Consider the following 18,453-nt stretch of genomic DNA (forward strand, 5'->3'; position numbering starts at 1 on the left):
GTTAGCGCTGCCAAATAGCCGAGGCAGCGCTAATACCCTGTTGGTTTTCTGGTGAGTCAGTTTCCCCACAGTGAAGGGGCAGGCGAATTAAAAATTCGGCGCCACCACCATCTTTGTTGCTCACCTCAATACTCCCTCCATGGCCGCGTACGGTGGCAGCCACCACCGCCAGCCCCAGGCCCGTTCCCTGTATGCGTGTGGTAAAGAAGGGATCAAATATTTGTTCGCGAATATCGTCGGCAATGCCGGGGCCGTTATCCGCAAGACGTATGATCAGCTGGTCATTATCGGTAGTGGTTGCCACAGTGACTTCCACTCCATCGCCGACAATGTCTATGGCGTTATCCACCAGATTCAGCAAGGCACTGGACAGGGCATTACCGTTGCCATTGAGTGTGGCGTCGGGAATATCGCCTGCCAGCTTAAGCTCGCCATTTACCGCAGCCAGTGGCTGCCGAGTGAGCTCCTGCAAGTTGGCCAGCAGTTCATCGACACCAAAAGGCTGTGCCTCGCAGGCGCCACCTTTGACGAAGGTGAGCATGCTGGTAACCAACTGCTCCATATGGCGCAGGCGATCGCGCATTTTTTCCGCCACCCGCTGGCGTTCGGTTTCTGCCAATTGCGGTCTGGCCAAGTGGGAAACGTACAACAAGGTGGAGCTTAGGGGAGTGCGAATCTGGTGGGCCAGGCGAGCCGCCATTTCACCCATGGCGGAGAGTCGCTGCTCTCGATTAACCTGTTCTTTGAGGGCGTACAATTCGGTAATGTCGGTGAGCAGAATCACCACCTCGCCACCGTCAGGGAGTGAGCGGCGAGTCATACTGAGGCGGCGACCGTTATGGGTCAGCAGTTCCTGCTGCGCCATATCCAGCTCTGCGGTATTGCGGGTGAGAATTTCCTGCCAGGGCCGCCCCGCCAGGGGATGGCCGAGCATCTGCGCCGCTTCCGGGTTAACTTCGCGAACGTGGTGATTGGGGTCCAGCACCACCACACCGCCGGGCAGAGCACCCATTAATAGCGCCAAGCGATTGGCCAGGCGTTCTTTTTCCGCCAGCTCTTGCAGGCGCGCAGAACGGGCTTCCGCCAGCTCTTCGGTAAGCTGGGCAACGCGAACCTGCAGCTCGCGATAGCTGGTATCCAGTTCCACCGAGACACGATTAAAAGCCGCAAACGCTTCTTCAAGCTGTTGTGCGGAAAGCGCGGCCGGTTCGGCGTTTACCTGGTTCAGTTGCGTCTGGCTCATATCGCTCCTGTGGGTGGCGCTCACAAGATTTGCGAACGCTACTCACAGTTAGCAATAACCGTGCCTAGGTAGAATTTTCTTTAGAATCAGATGGTTATAAAAAACAGAAATGCTGACGTCAAAAACCTGTCGCCAGTTCATTACGATGAATATCGTATTTGCGAATTTTTTCCACCAGGGTAGTCCGCTGCAAATTGAGCAGCTTGGCCGCCCTGGCCACCACCCAATCGGATTGCTCCAGCGCCTGGTTAATCAACTCCACTTCCATATCGCCCAGGTAGTTTTTCAGGTCAATGCCTTCCTGAGGCAACCGAGGTGCTGACTGCGGCCCATCCCAGGCCTGATCCTGCTCCATTTCCGGTTGCTGCTCTGCCACCCAATCCTCATTAAGGCGGTACTTTTCTGGCAGGTCGCGGCGCTTGACGGTGCGCCCAGGGTGAAGAATCGCCAGGCGTTCTACCACATTGGCTAACTCCCGCACATTGCCGGGCCAGTCGTAACTGGCCAGCGCGGCCAGGGCGCAGGTGTTGATTTTCAGAGTGCCGCGACGCTCCGCCGCCATACGGGCGACAAACTCGTGAACCAACAGAGGCACATCTTCCGGGCGCTCACTGAGCGGTGGAATCTCAATGGGAAACACATTGAGGCGATAGAACAGGTCGGTGCGAAACTTACCCTCCGCCACCAACTGTTCAAGGTGTTGGTGGGTAGCGGCGACGATGCGCACGTCTGCGTCAATGGTGGCGTTGCCCCCTACCCGCTCGAAGGTGCGTTCTTGCAAAACACGCAGCAATTTCACCTGCATGGAAAGCGGCATATCACCAATTTCATCCAGAAACAGTGTGCCGCCGGCGGCCATTTCAAAACGTCCTTGTCGAGCACTGATGGCGCCAGTAAAGGCACCTTTTTCATGGCCAAACAGTTCCGACTCCAGCAGCTCACCGGGAATGGCGCCGCAGTTTACCGGCACAAAGGGGCCGTTGCGGCGCTGGGAATGAAAGTGCACATTGCGCGCCACCACTTCTTTACCGGTACCGGACTCGCCAAGAATCAGCACATTGGCATCGGTGACCGCCACCTGGCGCACCAGATCCTTGACCTGTTGAATGCCCTGACTATTGCCCACCAATGAGCGGAACAGCGGCATCGCGGCATCTTGCTGGGAACGCCTTGGCAACGCCGCAGCAATGGTGGCCTGGTGCAGGGCTCCGGCAACGTCCTGATACTTGAGCGGGTAGCGCAGTGCACCCACCATATTGCTGTCGAGGGCATCAGCAGATTCATCTGGCTGCCCTTCTTTCAACAGATATACCGGTAAGCGCGGGTAGGTTTTGTGAAGTTCAGACACCAATTTGGCACTGGCACGGCAGGAGGATTCGTTGACCATTGCCGTCAGCAAAGGCGAACCATTGGCAATAGTTTCCTGCCACTGGCTGCAGTCATTGCACCAGATAACCGGGTACTCGAGAAATTCCAAGATGGTCTTGAGGCTGCTGGCCCTTTCAGCATCCTGCTCAATCAACAGAACTTGTGCGGTATTAACTGCAACCGACATCAACTTTCCCCTTTCCTGCATTACTCCATGGTCAAGGACCGCCAATGCTCACTACTGATCTCTAATGTGTGGCATCCGCTGATAAACACAGGGACACCTTTGTTATAACTAGTACAGAGCAAATAGGCCGTTTCGGTCAAACTATAGTACCAATTGAGGCCGTTTGCTCTATAGAATCGCCAGTTTTCTGACGGTTATTCTGACCCAGATTGGAAATTCTGGCCAGCTTTTCTTGATGACAATTTAATGTCAGGAGCCCATAAAAAACGGCTTCCCGCCATTTATGACGGGAAGCCGTATCGTGTTTTTCAGGTTATCCGGTGGCGTAAGCCCCCACAGCGCGCTGGCCCTGGCGCAATGCCTGGAACTGGCGAGCGCTTTGTTCGCGGGCATTTTGCAGGCACTGAGTCAGTTGATCGTTTACCGCCATCAGTTGCTCTATACCCTGACGCACCGCATTGGCTTCAACAGCAGCTACCGGTTGTTCAAAGCAGGCCAACATATCGCGGCGGCGGCTTTTTTCCAGCTCGGCAAACTGTTGCCAATCGCCGTTTTCAGCGGCGGCCAGCATTTCTCTGGAGAGAGACAGCACAGACTGTATTCGAGCCTGGCGCTGACTATCGGTTGTTGTTATCGCACTATTTTTCACAAACTATTTTCCATAGAGTGCTGTCCAACGCGGTGCTCGGCTGGCATCTCGTCCCAACCGGCTTTGATTTCTTTCAACAAACCGGCTACTTCATCCAGGCGCTCGATGTCGTTGTTGAGGTTAGCTTCCAGCAAGCGTTGTTCCATATAGTCGTACAGGGACGCCAGGTTGGTAGCAATCTCACCGCCGTTTTCGTGATCCAGACTGGCGCGCAGACCGTCGACAATGGCGATGGCCTTGCCCAGCAGCTCGCCCTTCTGGGCCTGCTGGTCACGATTGATCGCGCCCTTGGCGGAAGCAATGCGATCCAGGGCGCCAGAGAACAGTTTGCTGATCAACTGGTGAGGGGTAGCATCTGCGATATCGCTTTGGACGCCGACGCTGTTATAGGCTTTTAGTGCAGCTGGGCTCATGATTGACCTCTACTCATTAGTTGTTATTGCCTCTTACCAGGGTTCCGGCTTCTGGAATGCTGGCAAGTTGTTGTTCCAAAAAGGTGCTGGTGCTCTGCAACTGGGCCAGCAAGCCATCCAGGGCCGTAAACTGGGCGCGGTAACGCACTTCGAGTAATTCGATGCGGCGATCGAGGTCTTCCCGCTGATCTTCAATATCATCCAGGCGGGTTTGGATACCGTCAGTACGCGCGTCAAGAATGCCGTCTTCTTCCAGAAAACTGGCGATCAGGGAATTCAGTTGATAGGCGATGCCCTGTGAATAATCCACCGTACCGCGAGGCCCCAGGGCGCCGCCGTTAATGGTGAGTTGCAACCCCTCAACGCTACTGCCCGTGGCCCCGGTGAGTATCTGGCCGTTGCCCAGTGCGGCAACGCCATTGATGGTGCCCGCCACATCCACTCCGCCAGTGCCGGTGATAACTGACAGGCCCAACTCGGCAACCGTATTGGTATCGACAGCGGAAATGGCAACACTGGAGCCGGAACCGTATTCACTGGAAGTGATTTCAAAATGGTCGACGTTATAGGCCACATTCACCGTAACACCGGCCCCACTGAGGTTGGCATCTCCGTTAATGCGTGCCTGAAGTTCTGCAGCAAGAGCCGCGCCAGTGGCGTAGTTGCCCTGAGTCAGGGAGATGCTGCCACTGGTAACGCCGTTGACCGAAATCGTAAAGTTGTCATTGTCTGCATCGATATCCAGAGGAAAACTGGCCGTGGCGCCAATTAACTGCCCTTGGGTGGCAAGCTGGGTGATTTCCACCGCGTAGCTACCAACCTGGGTTTCTTCGGAAGACGCGACAAAATCGATATTGTCATCGGTGGGGAAACCCACCGCCGCAAACAAGCCCACCAGATCATCAAAATTGTCAGCTAGCACAGTATCCAGGCGAGAACTGTCCAGAGCAAAGGTGCCATCGCTCTGAGTGGTAATGCCAATTTCACTGAGGCTGGTAAATGGGCCATTAAAACCGGCTACGGCGTTGGTCAGGGTTTGACGCACCTGGCCAACAATAGAACGGGCGGAAAAGTCACCCTGCAGGGCACCGGCGGTGCCGGTATCCGCGTTGTAATCAGTCAGGGCATTGGCAGTATTTGCAAAATTATTAAAGCTGTCGACAAAGTCACTGATCAGCTCTTTCACACCTTCACGATCTTCGGCAATGGTGACAGTAACCGGGGCAGTGCCCGTGAGATCGGCGAGGTTGATATCCACACCTTGAATCACATCGTCGGCACGATTCTCGGCGGTATTAATGGCCAGCCCATTAACGCTAAAGATAGCGTCTTGGGCAGCGACCGTTTGTTCGAGATTGGTAGCGGCGCTGCTGAATGCCAGAGCAGAAAGGCCCGTGGCATCCAGGTCGTTGCCATCGCCACTGTCGTCCACAGTGATTTCCAAACTGTTCTCTGCGCCGGTTTGTTCTGAACTGAGCAGCAAACGAAATCCAGAGCCGTCGTTGACAACGACCGCCCTGACGCCAAGGTCTGCATCGTTGATGGCGTCGCGAACACCCTCCAGAGTGTTATTGCTGCTGTCGATTGTGATGGTGGCTACACCACGATCCGGGTTTACCGTGAAACTGTTGTAGCTTTCCGGGCCAGGAGTCGGGGGCGTGTAATCGGTGGTACCAAAACGAATGGTCAGCACGCCCTCACCAACGGTATCCGTCAGAGAGGTATAACTGCCGCTGGCCAGCGAGTGCGCCTTGGCCAATTGGGTAACACTGATGTCGTAACTGGCGGGTGTTGCATCCGGGCTGGCCGTCACAGTCAATACATCTTCATCACTGGAGCTGGCCGTGCGTTGGCCAAAGGTACTGAGCTGATTCAGGGAAGACAGGCTGCTCTGAAAGCCTGATAGAACCCCTTGAAAGGTGCCGAAGGCGGAAAGCTCCGCGGTCAATGCCGACTCGCGGCGCACCAAACGGGTTTCTACCGGTGCGCGTTCTGCGTTGACCAATTGGGTAATCAGTGACTCAAGATCCAAGCCAGAGCCAACACCCGCAGAGGTAATCATAGAACACTCCCTTTACTGGCTACCCACCGTCTCACCATCGGTATTACCTTAAAATGACAATACCCGCTAAACAGCAATTTAAATGCCAACTTATTAACGTATGTGAAAACAGTTGGTACAAGCGAGAGCTGACCGGCGTCAGCTCTCGCTATTTAGCAATGCACCCTTCACCGGATAACCGCCGCTTTCGGCGATATATCGGGCAAGAGCGACCACTTCTTCGGAGGGGATTTGACGGATAACTTCGTCTGTATCACTGTCTGTCACGGTGATCAGGGTATAGCCACTGGCATCGTCCACCTGGAACTGCAAATCCCTGGCAACGTTTTGTACAAAGTCAGAAATTTGCACAACCGCCTGTTCAACTGACTCACGGGATACTGTTTGAGCTTCCTGTTGTGAATCCGACTGCGGCAAAGCATTGCCGCTTTCCACCCCACCTTGCCGCTCAACACTCTGACTGCCACCATTAGGCGGCAGCAGCGGCGATAAGCTTTTAATATCTGGGCTGGACATAACCTAAGTCCTCTAAAGTCGCCTTTTGGTAAAACCCTGAAAAGGACGATTCCTTTCCAGGGTTTTACTGTTCTGCTATTACTGCAGCAGTGCCAGCACGTTCTGCGGCAGCGAGTTGGCCTGAGCCAATGCCGCAGTACCGGCCTGTTGCAGAATCTGGCCACGGGTCAGTGCAGCAGTTTCCGCCGCAAAGTCCGCATCCTGAATCCGCGAACGGGAAGCAGTCAGGTTTTCAGCGGTGGTTTGTACGCTTCGTACCACAGAGTCGAAACGGTTCTGGATCGCACCCAGATTGGCTCGCGCTCCGTTAATGGAAGTCAGTGCACTGTCCACCAGGCTGATGGCGGTTTGCGCACCGGCGAAGTTGGATACGGTCAGCGTGTCGATACCGGTAGTGGTAGTCACTGTACCCAGAGCCGCGGCGTTGGCAAAACCTGCAACGGTGGCACTGTTAGTAGTACCCGCAACAGCGATGGTGGCTTCACTGTTCAGAGTCAGCTGGCCTGTAGCTGCATCATAAGAAGCACCCACACCGGTGGTTTGCGATACATTGTTGATGGCGTTTACCAGCTGGCCTGCACGCTCCTGAGCACTACTGGCTGCTGAAATCGCGCCGATGTCAGTACCGTTAATAGTGACACCACCAGCGGCGATAGCTGTACCGAAACCGGTCAGGCCGGAAGCAGCAACAGAAAGGGCAGCACCAGATGCCTGGCTCACTGAGCCCAGTGCAGCGGTATTGGCGTCTACAGTACTGGCAACCGTAATGGTCTCGCCCGCGTTTGCACCCACCTGGAAGACTGCGCCGGTGAAGCTGCCGTCCAGCAGGTTTACACCGTTAAACTGAGTCTGGTTGGCAACCCGGTCAATTTCGTTCAACAGCTGAGTTACCTCTTGCTGCAGAGCAGTACGGTCACTGGCGGAGTTGGTGGCGTTGGATGACTGTACCGCCAGCTCACGAATCCGCTGCAGGTTGTTGGTTACCTCAGACAGTGCGCCCTCAGCAGTCTGTGCCAGAGAGATGCCGTCGTTGGCGTTACGAGCCGCTTGGTTAAGACCGCGAATCTGGGTGGTAAAACGCTCGGAAATGGCCAAACCGGCGGCGTCGTCACGGGCGGAGTTAATCCGCAAACCAGAAGACAGACGCTGCAGGGAGGTATTCAGAGCGCTCTGCGAATTATTCAGATTGCGCTGTGCCGTCAGCGAAGCAATGTTGGTATTAATTGTTTGAGCCATGTCAAATCCCCTTTATTCCTGCCGCGTTACCCGTGGGTTTGCGGTTTGGTATTGGTTGTTAATTTGGGTGTGAAAGCATATGCCATCACTTTCAACACCCCCTTTAACGACCCTTGAAAGGGAACCTTTAGGGAAAAAGTATGAAATTTTGTCAACTGGGTCACATTCAGTGGACTAGGCGTATTTGTTCGAGGGAAGCACCAAATTGGAAGATCGAGGAAATTTGTAACAGGCTAGACGCTGGATGTCTGAAGTCGGATGCGGTTGGGCTACGCCCAACTGGAGAGGAAGGAGTTGGCAAGATAATGATCTGACGCATTGCAGCCGCAGGCTGCCGCTTCAGACATCTGACTTCCGACTTCAAGCCTGCTTGAACGAAGCTCGAGATTCTTCGCTACGCTCAGAATGACAAAAAGAACACATAGCTATAAAAGCTGAAACAACGACAACCCCTGCACCCTTACATAGGCCTGCTGGGCCGCCTGCAGGGCCACTTGCTGGAAGTTGAGTTCGCTGATCGCCTGGGCGACATCCAGGTCTTTGACCTCGGATTGCAGTTTTTGCAACTGCAACAGGCTGTCGTCATTGAGGTTTTGCTGGCTATCAACGGTATTGAGGCGCACACCAATACTTGTGCGTACCCTCAGAATATTCTCAACACTGTTGTCGATACTTTCCAGGGCTCGATTGATGGTGCTGTGAAACTGGGCTTGTTCGGCGCTGTTTTGGCCGGGTGACTCCAACGCCGCAATAGCTGAATCGACAATAGAGAACAGATCGTTGTTGCTGGCAGGTGTTGCGGTAAATACATCACCATTAGCCGGGGTACCGGTAAAATCGATCTGAGCACCATTAAAGCTGATGCTGTCTCCCTGCTGGTAAGTGCCGGAAGCCACCACCCCGGCGCTGGAATCCACCACCTGATAGGTGATCGGATCAGTAGGCGTCGCCTGGGTGAAGGTCAGCGTGTAAGTATCGCGCACAAAACTGCTGGTACTGGTCAATTGCCCCACCACTGCGGTACCGGTATTGGCGACATTGGGAGCAACCGTAAACTGGCCGTTGCCCTCGGGAATGCGCAACAGCAATTCGGCCCCTGAATCATTAATGGCTACCTGGGAAGCAGGCCCAAGTTGCACCAGACGCTGTCCCTGATCACCGTTGTACTGCACGCTGCCACCGTTAAAGGTAAACGGCTGGGTATTTACCTGATAACCAGCAAACAGGTAGTCGCCATTGGCATCGCGACTGTTGCCCAGCGCCAGCAGCTGCTGACGAATGCCTTTCAGCTCTGTGGCAATGCTTTGCCTGTCGGCATCCGAGAGCACATCGTTATTGCCCTGCACCAATAGCACACGTACCCGCTGTAGCTGACTGCCCATATTGGTGAGTACATTTTCTTCCAGTTGGAGCTGGGTTTTTGCTGCATTGCCATTGCGTTTGTATTGCTCAACAGTGGCAATCTGATCGGCAAAATCCAGAATCTGCACTGCACCGCTGGGGTCATCGGAAGGGGTATTGATACGCTGGCCAGTAGAAATCTGCAGCTGGGTTTTGCTGAGTTTGGCCTGCTGATCCAGGATGGCGTTAATGCCCTGCTGGAAAATCTGTGATGTGGAGAGTCTCATGGACACCTCTTTTGATTTTTACCTGTCATCCTGAGCGCAGCGAAGGATCTCTGTGAGCCATCAAACGTCGAGATCCTTCGCTGTGCTCAGGATGACAGTACTATTTATCGTCGGGTTGCACTCAATAACGTATCGAACAACTGGCTGGCAGCGGAGATCATTTGCGCCGCCGCCTGGTAGGCCTGTTGGTAACGCAACAAATTGGCCGCTTCTTCATCCAGGTTCACCCCGGACACTCCTTGCACTTCCGCTTCGGTGTTATCCAACAATGCCTGTTCAGTGGCCAAACTGGATTGCGCCTGGCTGGTGCGCACACCAACAGTAGCGACCGTGCGCCCGTAAAGTTCAGAAAAACTGTTGGTACCGCCGTTGAGCAGGCGGGCATTTTGCAGCCCGGCGATAGAAAGCGCGTTGCTGTTATCCCCCACCGCGCCGCTGTTGTTCTGGATAGTCAGGGTGTCACCATCCTGAGGAGTACCGGAAACCGTAAAGCTGGCATCACCAAAACCACTAAAGGTAAAGGTTTTGCCACCACCCTCAGTGGCCGGATCGTATGCCAACGTGCCTCCGGGGCCACCGCTAACGGTAAAACCGGGTACACCTGCACCCAGGGCATCGGGATCAAAGGTCAAGGTAATCGGGCCAGCCAAAGGCAAGCTGCTGGCATCGCCCACGGTGACACGGCTGATGCTGGCATCACCGCTATTGCTGACGGTTGCCTGACCGCGTATCAGCCCAGCGGCAGCGAACTGCTCCGGGCGAGTGATCTGTACAGAAAAACGTGCTGCCGAGGCACCCACCGGGCGCAACAAAAACTCATCCCCGGCGGTGGGAGCACCGGTGCTGGATATGGTGACGCCATTGACGGTTTGCGGCAGGCTGGCAAACGTTTGCACGCTGTTGTCCGCCAGGTTGCGCAGCTGCCACTGGGCGCCGTCATAGCTGAGGTTGTAATCCGTAGGCAGCAGCGCACCCACATCGTCGATAGCCACGGTTACCGCCGCAGTGCCCAGGTTATTGCTGGAAGCTATCGTCTGGGGGGCAATGGGCGCGAAAAAGTCGCCCCCCACTTGGCCATTGAGATCAAGTCCGGAACGGTGTTGCTGGTTAACCAGATCCGTTATCCCCTGAACCAGCAGGCCAATTTCGGCGCGCACCGGATCCAATACCTGACGACGAAAATCAAGAACCCCTTGAATCTCTCCACCGCGAATCTGATTGCTGATCACATCGTTATTACCGGCAAGGCCGGCAAAGGTGACATCCAGACGATTGGGGTTGAGGGGGTCAAACTGCACATCCAGACGCTGCACCTGACCACCTACCACCAGAGGCTGGCCACTACCGATTAATACATTGAGAGAGCCATCACTCTGTTCGATGCTGGTAATGCCAATTTTTTCCGACAACCGGGAGAGCAGCTGATCGCGTTCATCCAACAAATCGTTGGGCGGATTGTTGGGGTTGCTGATCAGGGCCGCTGACACCTCCAGGTTTACCTTGGCAATGGAATCTGCCAGCCCGTTGATCTCGGCAACTGTGGAACGCAGCTGCTGGTTGCTGGCGTTTTCAAGGGAATCCAGACTCTGATTGAGATAGCCCACGCGATTTTCCAGTGCCTGGGCACGCCCCAATAACACGCCACGGGCAGACAACGAGGTAGGGTCGTTGGCCACATCCTGCATGGCCTGAAAAAATGCCTGCACCGATACGTTGAGGCCACTGTCCTGATCCGCTACCAAATTGTCCAGCCGGGTGGCCAGATCGTGATAGGCGCTCAGGGAGTTGAACGACGATTGCCGCGACAATAATTCGCCACCGAGAAATTCGTCGTAGGCCCGGCGCACACTCTGTACATAGGTACCACTGCCGATAAAACTGTTGCCTTCCTGCTGGGGCAGGCGCGTGCCAAAGTTCACCTGCTGGCGACTGTAACCCGGTGTATTGGCGTTGGCGATATTGTGGCCGGTGGTGGTAATGGCACGCTGCAAGGAGTTCAGTGCGGAGATGCCAATTCCAAAAATATCTGCCATAACAATTATCTCCCGACCGCAGCGGATTTGATTTGAGCGGTTTTCAATTCAACGCCTTTCAGTTCACCAATTTGGCTGCGAAAGCTGTCACGCTGCATCAGTGCGGAAATTTTTTGCGCGTATTTGGGGTCGGTGGCATAGCCGTTGTCTTGCAGGGCCTGCACAAATTCCTCACCGTTGGTGGCTGCGCGGGCCTGCTGATAACGGGGCTTTTGCAGGAATTCCACGTAGTCATCGAACAGCTGTTCCAAAGACTGATAGGCGCGGAAACTGGCGCGTTCTTTACTGGCAATACCGTCGCGGTATTCCAGAGTAACTTTGGTGGCCCGTTCTCCCTGCCATTGGTTGTCCGCTTTAATGCCAAACAGGTTAAGGCTGTTGCGGCCATCGGTATCGCGGATGGTGTATTTGCCCCAACCACTTTCCAGCGCGGCCTGTGCCACTAGCACCTCGGCTTCCACACCCAGTTTGTCTCCGGCCCGTTGGGCGTGGGGCCAAAGTGCCTGAACAAATTGCTGTGGGGTTTGCGGTTCAAAGTGTTCCACTGCAGGTCGCTGGGCAGGCTCATTGGCAGCAGCACCCAACGCAGCACGTTTTTTTTGCCAGGACTTACTCCAGGTTTGGGCCAATGGCTGCAACTCTTTACCTTCTGACGCCTGCGGGCCAGCCAGCTGGCGTTCAATAATCTGCGCCAACCCGACACCGCCGCTTTGAGACAAGTGCAGGGATATCTGCTGGTCAAACATACTTTGGTGGAATTTCATTTCGTCGCTGCCAAACAGGCCGCCGTCTTCGGTGGCGTCGCGCATAGCCTTGGTCATCATCTGCACAAACAACGCCTCAAAGTGCTGAGCCACTTCTTTAAGAGCATCGGGATTATCTTGTGCCGCCTTGCCCTTCAGATTCGCCAGGGAGGAAAAGTCCGTCACTGCGGTGCCCGAAGCGCCCCGCAACGGGCTGATCATTTGCGCCGCCTGCAATTCCATCAGATAACCACCAGCTCGCCGCGCAAGGCACCGGCTTGTTTTAGTGCTTCCAGAATCGCCATCAGGTCGCCGGGGGCGGCACCTACCTGATTCAATGCGCGCACGATTTCGTCGACACTGGCGATACCTTCACCGTCTTCGCCAAGGGCAAACACCCGGGCATTTTCCTGGGTAATGGTGATATCGGAATCAGGAACAATCGCCGTATCGCCATTGCCAAACGGCTCCGGCTGAACAACATCAATATTCTCGGAAATGGTGACACTGAGATTGCCGTGGGCCACCGCAGCGGGAAGAATCTGCACACCGCTGCCCATCACAATGGTGCCGGTGCGGGCATTTACCACAATGCGAGCGGCAGCTTGCCCTGGGGTAAATTCCAGATTTTCCACCTCGGCAAAAAAGGCCACTTTCTGGGCCATATCCACCGGCGTATTCACTTTGATGGAAGATCCGTCCATAGGCGCCGCTGTACCGGGGCCAAAGCGGTGGTTGATCACATTGGAAAGGCGCTGAGCGGTGGTGAAGTCGTGCTGGTGAAGGTTGAGCACCAATTCACTGCCATTGGCAAAAGGCGTAGGCACACTGCGCTCTACAGTGGCACCGTTGGGAATACGACCGGAGCTGGGGATATTAACGGTAACCCGTGAACCATCGGCGCCCTCTGCACCAAAGCCCCCCACCACCAGGCTGCCTTGGGCCACTGCATACACCTGACCGTCGGCGCCCTTGAGAGGGGTCATCAACAAGCTGCCGCCGCGCAGGCTTTGGGCGTTGCCTACGGAAGACACGGTAACGTCAATATTTTGGCCACTCTTGGCAAAGGGTGGCAGATCCGCGTGCACCATTACGGCGGCAACATTTTTCAACTGGGGATTGATATTGGGCGGGATCACAACACCCAACTGGGCCAACAGGTTTTTCAGGCTTTGTACGGTGAACTGGGTTTGCGTGGTCTGGTCGCCGGTGCCGTCCAGGCCAACCACCAGGCCATAGCCAATCAGTTGGTTACTGCGCACTCCGGCGACGCTGGCAATGTCTTTTACCCGGTCGGCGCTGGCGGGCAGGGATACGCCAAAAGCAACTATCACTGCCACAAACGCTACCGTAATCCATTTGTTGATTGCCATTGCCTGTCACCTTTTTAAGCGGCCATTAGAATGGCCAAAGCGGTCCCAGGAAGAATTTCGCCAGCCAGCCCATGCGGTTGGTGTCGGCCATCTGGCCCTTGCCGCTGTAGCTGATGCGCGCATTGGCCACTTTGGTGGACAGCACCATATTGTCACTGGTGATATCCACAGGTCTGACCATTCCCTCGATGCGCACGAACTCTTCCCCCTGGTTAATCTCGATCCACTTTTCACCGCGGATCACCAGGTTTCCATTAGGCAAGACCCGTGCCACCGTCACCGTAACGCTACCACTAAGACTGTTGCTTTGATTACTGCTGCCCTGACCGCTGAAGTCGTGTTGTGAGTCCAGATCCACCCCCAGATTGGTGCTGCCGGTAAGGCTTCGCCCCAACACGGATGGGTTGGTAAGGGTTGTACTGTTGGTGCGATCCAGGCTGGTGGCGCTGCTTTTCTCTGCTGACGTCTGCTCACTCAACAGCACCGTGATGGTATCCCCTACCCGGTGCGCTTTAACGTCCTCAAAAAACGCCAGCTCATAGCCGGACTGGTAAATAGAACCGTCTTGGGGCGCTGGCGCCAGGTATTCGTAGGGCACTTCGTTGTCGATGTAGTGATTGCCGTATTGTTGGGGGGCGGAGCTGCAGGCTGACAAGCCAACGACGGCAAGAGCGGCAAGTAATTGCCGGTAAAGACTTGGTCGCACGTCGCACGTCGCACGTCGCACGCTAAAACCAAGCACGTTGTACACAAATAGGCAGGGTTTCTTAGCTACAAAGCTCTTAACGCTAAAAACCTTCTTAATAAACACCGAGGTACGTTCGGCACTTAGCGTGCGACGTGCGACGTGCGACGTGCGACCCTGTAACAAACACTTCATCATTTCAGCCCTCGCTTATAGCTGCTGCGTCAGGTTCTGCAGCATCTGATCCGTGGTCGATATGGCTTTGGAATTCATCTCGTAGGTGCGCTGGGTTTCGATCATGCCCACCAACTCCTCCACCACATTGACATTGGAGCTTTCCAGAAAGCCCTGGGCCAGGGTGCCCAGGCCATTAGAGCCGGGGTTACCCACCTGGGCGTTACCGCTGGCGGTGGATTCCACATAGAGGTTTTGGCCGCGTGGCTCCAGGCCAGCCGGGTTGACGAAGTCGGCGATAGTCAGGGTACCCACCTGGGTCGAGGCACCATCCTCCGTGACCACAGAAACAATGCCATCGGCACCCACGGTCACCGAGCGGGCGTTTTGTGGAACGATAATAGTGGGCTGCAAGGCAAAACCGTTGGCAGTTACTATCTGCCCCTGAGCATCCAGTTGCAGGGAGCCGTCACGGGTGTAGGCCAGGGTGCCATCGGGCATGGTGATCTGCAGAAAGCCGCGGCCTTCAATAGCCAGGTCCAGAGGCTTTTGGGTATTGGTGAGATTGCCCTGGGTAAAGGTTTTTTCGGTGGCCACCACCCGCACCCCGGTGCCCACCATCATGCCGCTGGGCAGTACCGTATCCTGAGAGCTCTGGGCACCGACCTGACGCAAATTCTGGTAGAGCATATCCTCAAACACCGCGCGACCGCGCTTGTAACCTACGGTGCTGGCGTTGGCGAGGTTATTGGAAATGGTCGCCATCTTGGTTTGCTGGGCGTCCAGTCCGGTTTTGGAAATCCACAATGCCTGGTTCATGGTGCAGCCCTCTAGCTAACTTTCATCAGTTCCGCAGAGGCACGGTCGTTTTCCGAGGCCATCTGCATCAATTTGGTTTGGGTTTCAAAGGAGCGCGACAGCTCGATCATCTTCACCATGGAAGCCACCGCGTTGACGTTGCTGCCTTCCAGGGCGCCGGGAATCACCCGCACACTGGCATCCGGCACCAGCTCAATGCCATCTTTGTGACGCAGCAAACCGTCGAGGCCCTTTTGCAACTGGCTGGGGTCATCCACCCGCACCAGCTTGAGGCGATCCACCACCGACTGGGCCGTGGCGTCCTGCCCCAGGGGAACAATGGAAATAGTGCCGTCCGGGGCGATCTCCATACTGGCAAAAGGCGGAATCGCGATGGGGCCGTTGTCGCCCATAATCGGCTCGCCGGCGCCATTGGTCATGCGCCCAAAGGGATCGATCTGCAAATCGCCGCGACGAGTCACCGCCTCACCGCCCTCCGGGGTTTGCACCACCAGCCAGCCACCGTCGTTGACAGCCACATCCAGATCCCGGCCGGTACTCTCGATGTGGGCGTTGCGAGTGTCTGCACCGGCGCCAGACAGCTGCACATAATTGCGGGTGCCGCTGGCGTTGGCTGCAGTGGTGCTGAGTGACGCCAAATCCGCCCGAAAGCCGGTGGTGGAGGCATTGGCCAGGTTACTGGTGGTGTGCACCTGCTCCCGAAGGGCGCTGTTAGCGCCACTCATAGCCACATATAGCAGACGATCCATTAGTTGCCCTCCGGGCGGGAGATGGGAGATGGGAGATGGGAGACGGGGTGGTTACCCGCACCTCCACAACTCTTGGCGAAGCCCATACTGGTTTTATCGTCTCTCATCTTTCGTCTCCCGTCTCACATCATTAACGAAGGTTAATGACCGCCTGCGTCACCGCATCTTCGGTCTGGATAACCTGGGCGTTGGCCTGGAAGTTGCGCTGGGCGACGATCATGGCCACCAGTTGCTCGGTGACTTCCACGTTGGAGTCTTCCAGAGCGCCGGACTGCAACACACCCAGGCCACCGTCACCGGCAGGGTTACGGGTGGGCGGGCCAGAGCTGAAGGTTTCTGTCCAGATGCTACCGCCCTGGGGCTGCAAGCCCTGGGTATTGGAGAAGCCCGCCAATACCACCTGCCCCAAAGCGCGGGACTGGCCATTGTTGTACTGGGCAAACACTACACCAGTGGGGTCAATCTCAACGCCCCGCAGCTGACCACTGGTGAAACCGTTCTGGTTGATATTGCTGACCGCAAAGTTGCTACCAAACTGAGTAGTCTGGGACACATCTACGGTAAAGTTCTGGGCTAATGCACCGGATGGCGTGCCATCAGAATTGAGCGGCGCCCAACCGGTAATAGTCAGTGAAGTCACGCCACCGCTGGGATCCAAGGCACCTGCCTGATCAAATTGCAGGGTTTCCGGGCCGGAAGTGGAGACGCCATCCACCAGTGTGTAAGCCTGCCACTGGTTAGCGGTAGCGGACTTGACGTAGTAGGTGCTGAGAATATGAGGGTTACCCAGGCTGTCGAATACAGTGGTAGAGGTGGAGTTGTTGTACATATCCGCTGTGGGCGCCGTAGGCGGTGTAGCGAAAGCGTCAAAAGGCCCACCCCAGGCAGTGACAGGTACCGACTCGCGAGAATCCAGATTGGAGACAATCTCGGCCTGGGTAGTAGCCTGGGGTTCAATCAACCCGGTATCCAGTTGCAGATCACCAATGGACGGCAAAATAGCGCCGGCCGTATCTGACTGGAACGCTTGCAAGCGCAGGCCTTCGTTATTCACCACAAAGCCATCACGATCGATACCGAACTGACCGGCACGGGTAAATACTTCGGTACCGGAGTCGTTGAGAATAAAAAAGCCGTTGCCGTTAATGGCCACATCCAGGGAATTTTCCGTAAAGCTGATATTGCCCTGTGTGAACTGTTGGCTGACCGCACTGAGGCTAACACCGCGGCCAATGGCGTTTGAGCCAGAACCCAATAGTCCCGATGCGTAGAGATCGGAAAATTCCGCCCGCGACGTTTTAAAGCCAGTTGTAGCGCTGTTGGCGATGTTATTGCCAATCACCCCCAGCTCTGCGGACGCACTTTGTAAACCGGATACTGCGGTATCAAAGGCCATAACTTACTCTCCTGTTTTTATAGGATTCGTTGATTAGTACTGTTAGTAGAACTCGCGAACTTCAGACAGTCGCATGGTGGCGCCACCTTCCAGATTGAGCACCGGATCGCCGCTACCACTGAGGGAAACACTGTCTATTTTTACTCGGGTAAAGGCGGGAACCGCCTCTGCCTGACCGTTGATGGTAGCGGTGGCGGTCACCTGGTAGGGGCCGGGATCAACCGTATCGCCATCCAGATTGGTACCATCCCAGGTAAAGGGCACCACCCCGCCGGACTGGGGCCCCAGCGGCACTCGCGCCACCAGATTGCCCGCCAGATCAGCCACCTCTACAGTCAAACCGTTAACCCCGGTGGGCAACTCCACCACGCCATTGAAATCACCACCTTCCGCCAGTGGTGCAATGTTGTAATTGGCGATCACATCCCGCCCCACCAGAGACGCCGCCTGCAACCCCTGATTGGCAGACAATGAGCCCACCAGACCACTCATGGAATTATTCAGCTCATCGATGCCCGACACGGTGCCAAACTGGGCTATCTGGGCGAGAAACTGGCTGCTGTCCTGGGGGTCTGTTGGGTCCTGATTTTCCAGTTGCGCCACCATCAGGCTGAGGAATTCTTCCACCCCCAGGTCGTTGGGGTCGTTACTGCCCCGCTGGCGAGCAGCGGCCAGGTTTTCCGCCGTGGAAACACCTGTAACACTGCTAAATGGATTTTCTACCGGCATGATCTGCTCCTGCCTATCGGCCTATATTGAGGGTTTGCATCAACAGCTGGCGGGCGGTCTTCATGGCCTCGACACTGTTCTGATAAGAGCGCGATGCGGAAATCATATTGGCCATTTCCGCTACCGCGTTGACGTTGGAGTAATAGACATAACCATCTTCGTCTGACATGGGATGCTCCGGCGAAAACTGGCGCACCGGAGCGGCATCAGTAGTGACCACTTCAGAAACCCGTACACCGGCCACCGAATCGTTAAAAGCGTCGCGCATCACCGTGGAAAATACCGGTTGGCGTGAACGATAAGCCTCTTCCGCCGAAGAGCTCACCGCATCGGCGTTGGCGATGTTGCTGGCCACGGTATTCAGGCGTATCGACTGGGCTTGCAGGGCAGAGCTGGATACGTCCAAAACATTAAATAGACTCATGACTTACTCCTCATAGTTCTGTCCTC

At 55.6% G+C, this 18,453-nt stretch carries 17 protein-coding genes; all 17 read right to left on the bottom strand.

All coding sequences use genetic code 11. From position 1 onward, the window contains the following. Position 1: 1 nt before the first annotated feature. The 17 genes from QSV34_RS06520 to flgC all read right to left on the bottom strand — a co-directional run bounded on the left by QSV34_RS06520 (position 2) and on the right by flgC (position 18,427). Positions 2-1,243, bottom strand: coding sequence for a sensor histidine kinase (locus QSV34_RS06520; protein WP_289153032.1), 1,242 nt, complete (start codon positions 1,241-1,243; stop codon positions 2-4). A gap of 118 nt (positions 1,244-1,361) precedes the next feature. Next, a complete protein-coding gene (locus tag QSV34_RS06525) occupies positions 1,362-2,798 on the bottom strand; it encodes a sigma-54 dependent transcriptional regulator (protein ID WP_289153034.1) in 1,437 nt (478 codons plus the stop codon). Positions 2,799-3,111: 313 nt separating this feature from the next. Then, complete coding sequence (locus tag QSV34_RS06530) at positions 3,112-3,447, bottom strand: flagellar protein FliT (RefSeq protein ID WP_289153035.1); 336 nt, start codon at positions 3,445-3,447, stop codon at positions 3,112-3,114. Then, positions 3,444-3,860 (bottom strand): flagellar export chaperone FliS, encoded by a 417-nt coding sequence (fliS, locus tag QSV34_RS06535; RefSeq protein ID WP_289153037.1) that lies wholly within the window; start codon positions 3,858-3,860, stop codon positions 3,444-3,446. Before fliS ends, QSV34_RS06530 begins: the two co-directional genes overlap by 4 nt. A gap of 16 nt (positions 3,861-3,876) precedes the next feature. Next, entirely contained in the window at positions 3,877-5,922 is a 2,046-nt protein-coding gene (fliD, locus tag QSV34_RS06540; RefSeq protein ID WP_289153039.1) for a flagellar filament capping protein FliD, read from the bottom strand. Positions 5,923-6,060: 138 nt separating this feature from the next. After that, positions 6,061-6,438, bottom strand: coding sequence for a flagellar protein FlaG (locus tag QSV34_RS06545; protein WP_289153041.1), 378 nt, complete (start codon positions 6,436-6,438; stop codon positions 6,061-6,063). 78 nt (positions 6,439-6,516) lie between these two features. Then, the gene (locus QSV34_RS06550) at positions 6,517-7,674 is read right to left on the bottom strand and encodes a flagellin (RefSeq protein WP_289153043.1); all 1,158 of its coding nucleotides are present in this window, start codon (positions 7,672-7,674) and stop codon (positions 6,517-6,519) included. Between the two features lie 425 nt (positions 7,675-8,099). Beyond that, the gene (gene flgL, locus QSV34_RS06555; RefSeq protein WP_289153044.1) at positions 8,100-9,302 is read right to left on the bottom strand and encodes a flagellar hook-associated protein FlgL; all 1,203 of its coding nucleotides are present in this window, start codon (positions 9,300-9,302) and stop codon (positions 8,100-8,102) included. A 104-nt stretch (positions 9,303-9,406) separates the two neighbouring features. Further along, positions 9,407-11,335 carry a flagellar hook-associated protein FlgK gene (gene flgK / locus QSV34_RS06560; protein WP_289153046.1) on the bottom strand — a complete coding sequence of 643 codons (1,929 nt, stop codon included), beginning with the start codon at positions 11,333-11,335 and terminating at the stop codon, positions 9,407-9,409. Positions 11,336-11,340: 5 nt separating this feature from the next. Then, positions 11,341-12,321 carry a flagellar assembly peptidoglycan hydrolase FlgJ gene (flgJ, locus tag QSV34_RS06565; protein WP_289153047.1) on the bottom strand — a complete coding sequence of 327 codons (981 nt, stop codon included), beginning with the start codon at positions 12,319-12,321 and terminating at the stop codon, positions 11,341-11,343. Beyond that, the gene (locus QSV34_RS06570; protein ID WP_289153049.1) at positions 12,321-13,451 is read right to left on the bottom strand and encodes a flagellar basal body P-ring protein FlgI; all 1,131 of its coding nucleotides are present in this window, start codon (positions 13,449-13,451) and stop codon (positions 12,321-12,323) included. Before QSV34_RS06570 ends, flgJ begins: the two co-directional genes overlap by 1 nt. A gap of 25 nt (positions 13,452-13,476) precedes the next feature. After that, entirely contained in the window at positions 13,477-14,157 is a 681-nt protein-coding gene (gene flgH / locus QSV34_RS06575; protein WP_289153051.1) for a flagellar basal body L-ring protein FlgH, read from the bottom strand. Positions 14,158-14,346: 189 nt separating this feature from the next. Continuing rightward, the gene (gene flgG / locus QSV34_RS06580) at positions 14,347-15,129 is read right to left on the bottom strand and encodes a flagellar basal-body rod protein FlgG (RefSeq protein ID WP_289153053.1); all 783 of its coding nucleotides are present in this window, start codon (positions 15,127-15,129) and stop codon (positions 14,347-14,349) included. 11 nt (positions 15,130-15,140) lie between these two features. Beyond that, complete coding sequence (locus QSV34_RS06585; protein WP_289153055.1) at positions 15,141-15,878, bottom strand: flagellar basal body rod protein FlgF; 738 nt, start codon at positions 15,876-15,878, stop codon at positions 15,141-15,143. 130 nt (positions 15,879-16,008) lie between these two features. Continuing rightward, positions 16,009-17,274 carry a flagellar hook protein FlgE gene (gene flgE, locus QSV34_RS06590; RefSeq protein ID WP_289153056.1) on the bottom strand — a complete coding sequence of 422 codons (1,266 nt, stop codon included), beginning with the start codon at positions 17,272-17,274 and terminating at the stop codon, positions 16,009-16,011. 42 nt (positions 17,275-17,316) lie between these two features. Then, the gene (locus QSV34_RS06595; protein ID WP_289153058.1) at positions 17,317-18,003 is read right to left on the bottom strand and encodes a flagellar hook assembly protein FlgD; all 687 of its coding nucleotides are present in this window, start codon (positions 18,001-18,003) and stop codon (positions 17,317-17,319) included. A gap of 13 nt (positions 18,004-18,016) precedes the next feature. After that, entirely contained in the window at positions 18,017-18,427 is a 411-nt protein-coding gene (gene flgC, locus QSV34_RS06600) for a flagellar basal body rod protein FlgC (protein WP_289153059.1), read from the bottom strand. Between the last annotated feature and the right edge of the window lie 26 nt (positions 18,428-18,453).

The sequence above is a fragment of the Porticoccus sp. W117 genome, assembly GCF_030341905.1.
Taxonomy (GTDB): Bacteria; Pseudomonadota; Gammaproteobacteria; order Pseudomonadales; family Porticoccaceae; genus SCSIO-12696.

Bases quoted from the DNA above. Each gene is read 5' to 3' on its own strand.
- flgE (WP_289153056.1), bottom strand. From the start codon at position 17,274: ATGGCCTTTGATACCGCAGTATCCGGTTTACAAAGTGCGTCCGCAGAG.
- QSV34_RS06595 (WP_289153058.1), bottom strand. From the start codon at position 18,003: ATGCCGGTAGAAAATCCATTTAGCAGTGTTACAGGTGTTTCCACGGCG.
- QSV34_RS06520 (WP_289153032.1), bottom strand. From the start codon at position 1,243: ATGAGCCAGACGCAACTGAACCAGGTAAACGCCGAACCGGCCGCGCTT.
- flgL (WP_289153044.1), bottom strand. From the start codon at position 9,302: ATGAGACTCTCCACATCACAGATTTTCCAGCAGGGCATTAACGCCATC.
- flgC (WP_289153059.1), bottom strand. From the start codon at position 18,427: ATGAGTCTATTTAATGTTTTGGACGTATCCAGCTCTGCCCTGCAAGCC.
- QSV34_RS06550 (WP_289153043.1), bottom strand. From the start codon at position 7,674: ATGGCTCAAACAATTAATACCAACATTGCTTCGCTGACGGCACAGCGC.
- QSV34_RS06545 (WP_289153041.1), bottom strand. From the start codon at position 6,438: ATGTCCAGCCCAGATATTAAAAGCTTATCGCCGCTGCTGCCGCCTAAT.
- QSV34_RS06525 (WP_289153034.1), bottom strand. From the start codon at position 2,798: ATGTCGGTTGCAGTTAATACCGCACAAGTTCTGTTGATTGAGCAGGAT.
- flgJ (WP_289153047.1), bottom strand. From the start codon at position 12,321: ATGGAATTGCAGGCGGCGCAAATGATCAGCCCGTTGCGGGGCGCTTCG.
- flgG (WP_289153053.1), bottom strand. From the start codon at position 15,129: ATGAACCAGGCATTGTGGATTTCCAAAACCGGACTGGACGCCCAGCAA.
- fliD (WP_289153039.1), bottom strand. From the start codon at position 5,922: ATGATTACCTCTGCGGGTGTTGGCTCTGGCTTGGATCTTGAGTCACTG.
- fliS (WP_289153037.1), bottom strand. From the start codon at position 3,860: ATGAGCCCAGCTGCACTAAAAGCCTATAACAGCGTCGGCGTCCAAAGC.
- QSV34_RS06585 (WP_289153055.1), bottom strand. From the start codon at position 15,878: ATGGATCGTCTGCTATATGTGGCTATGAGTGGCGCTAACAGCGCCCTT.
- QSV34_RS06570 (WP_289153049.1), bottom strand. From the start codon at position 13,451: ATGGCAATCAACAAATGGATTACGGTAGCGTTTGTGGCAGTGATAGTT.
- flgK (WP_289153046.1), bottom strand. From the start codon at position 11,335: ATGGCAGATATTTTTGGAATTGGCATCTCCGCACTGAACTCCTTGCAG.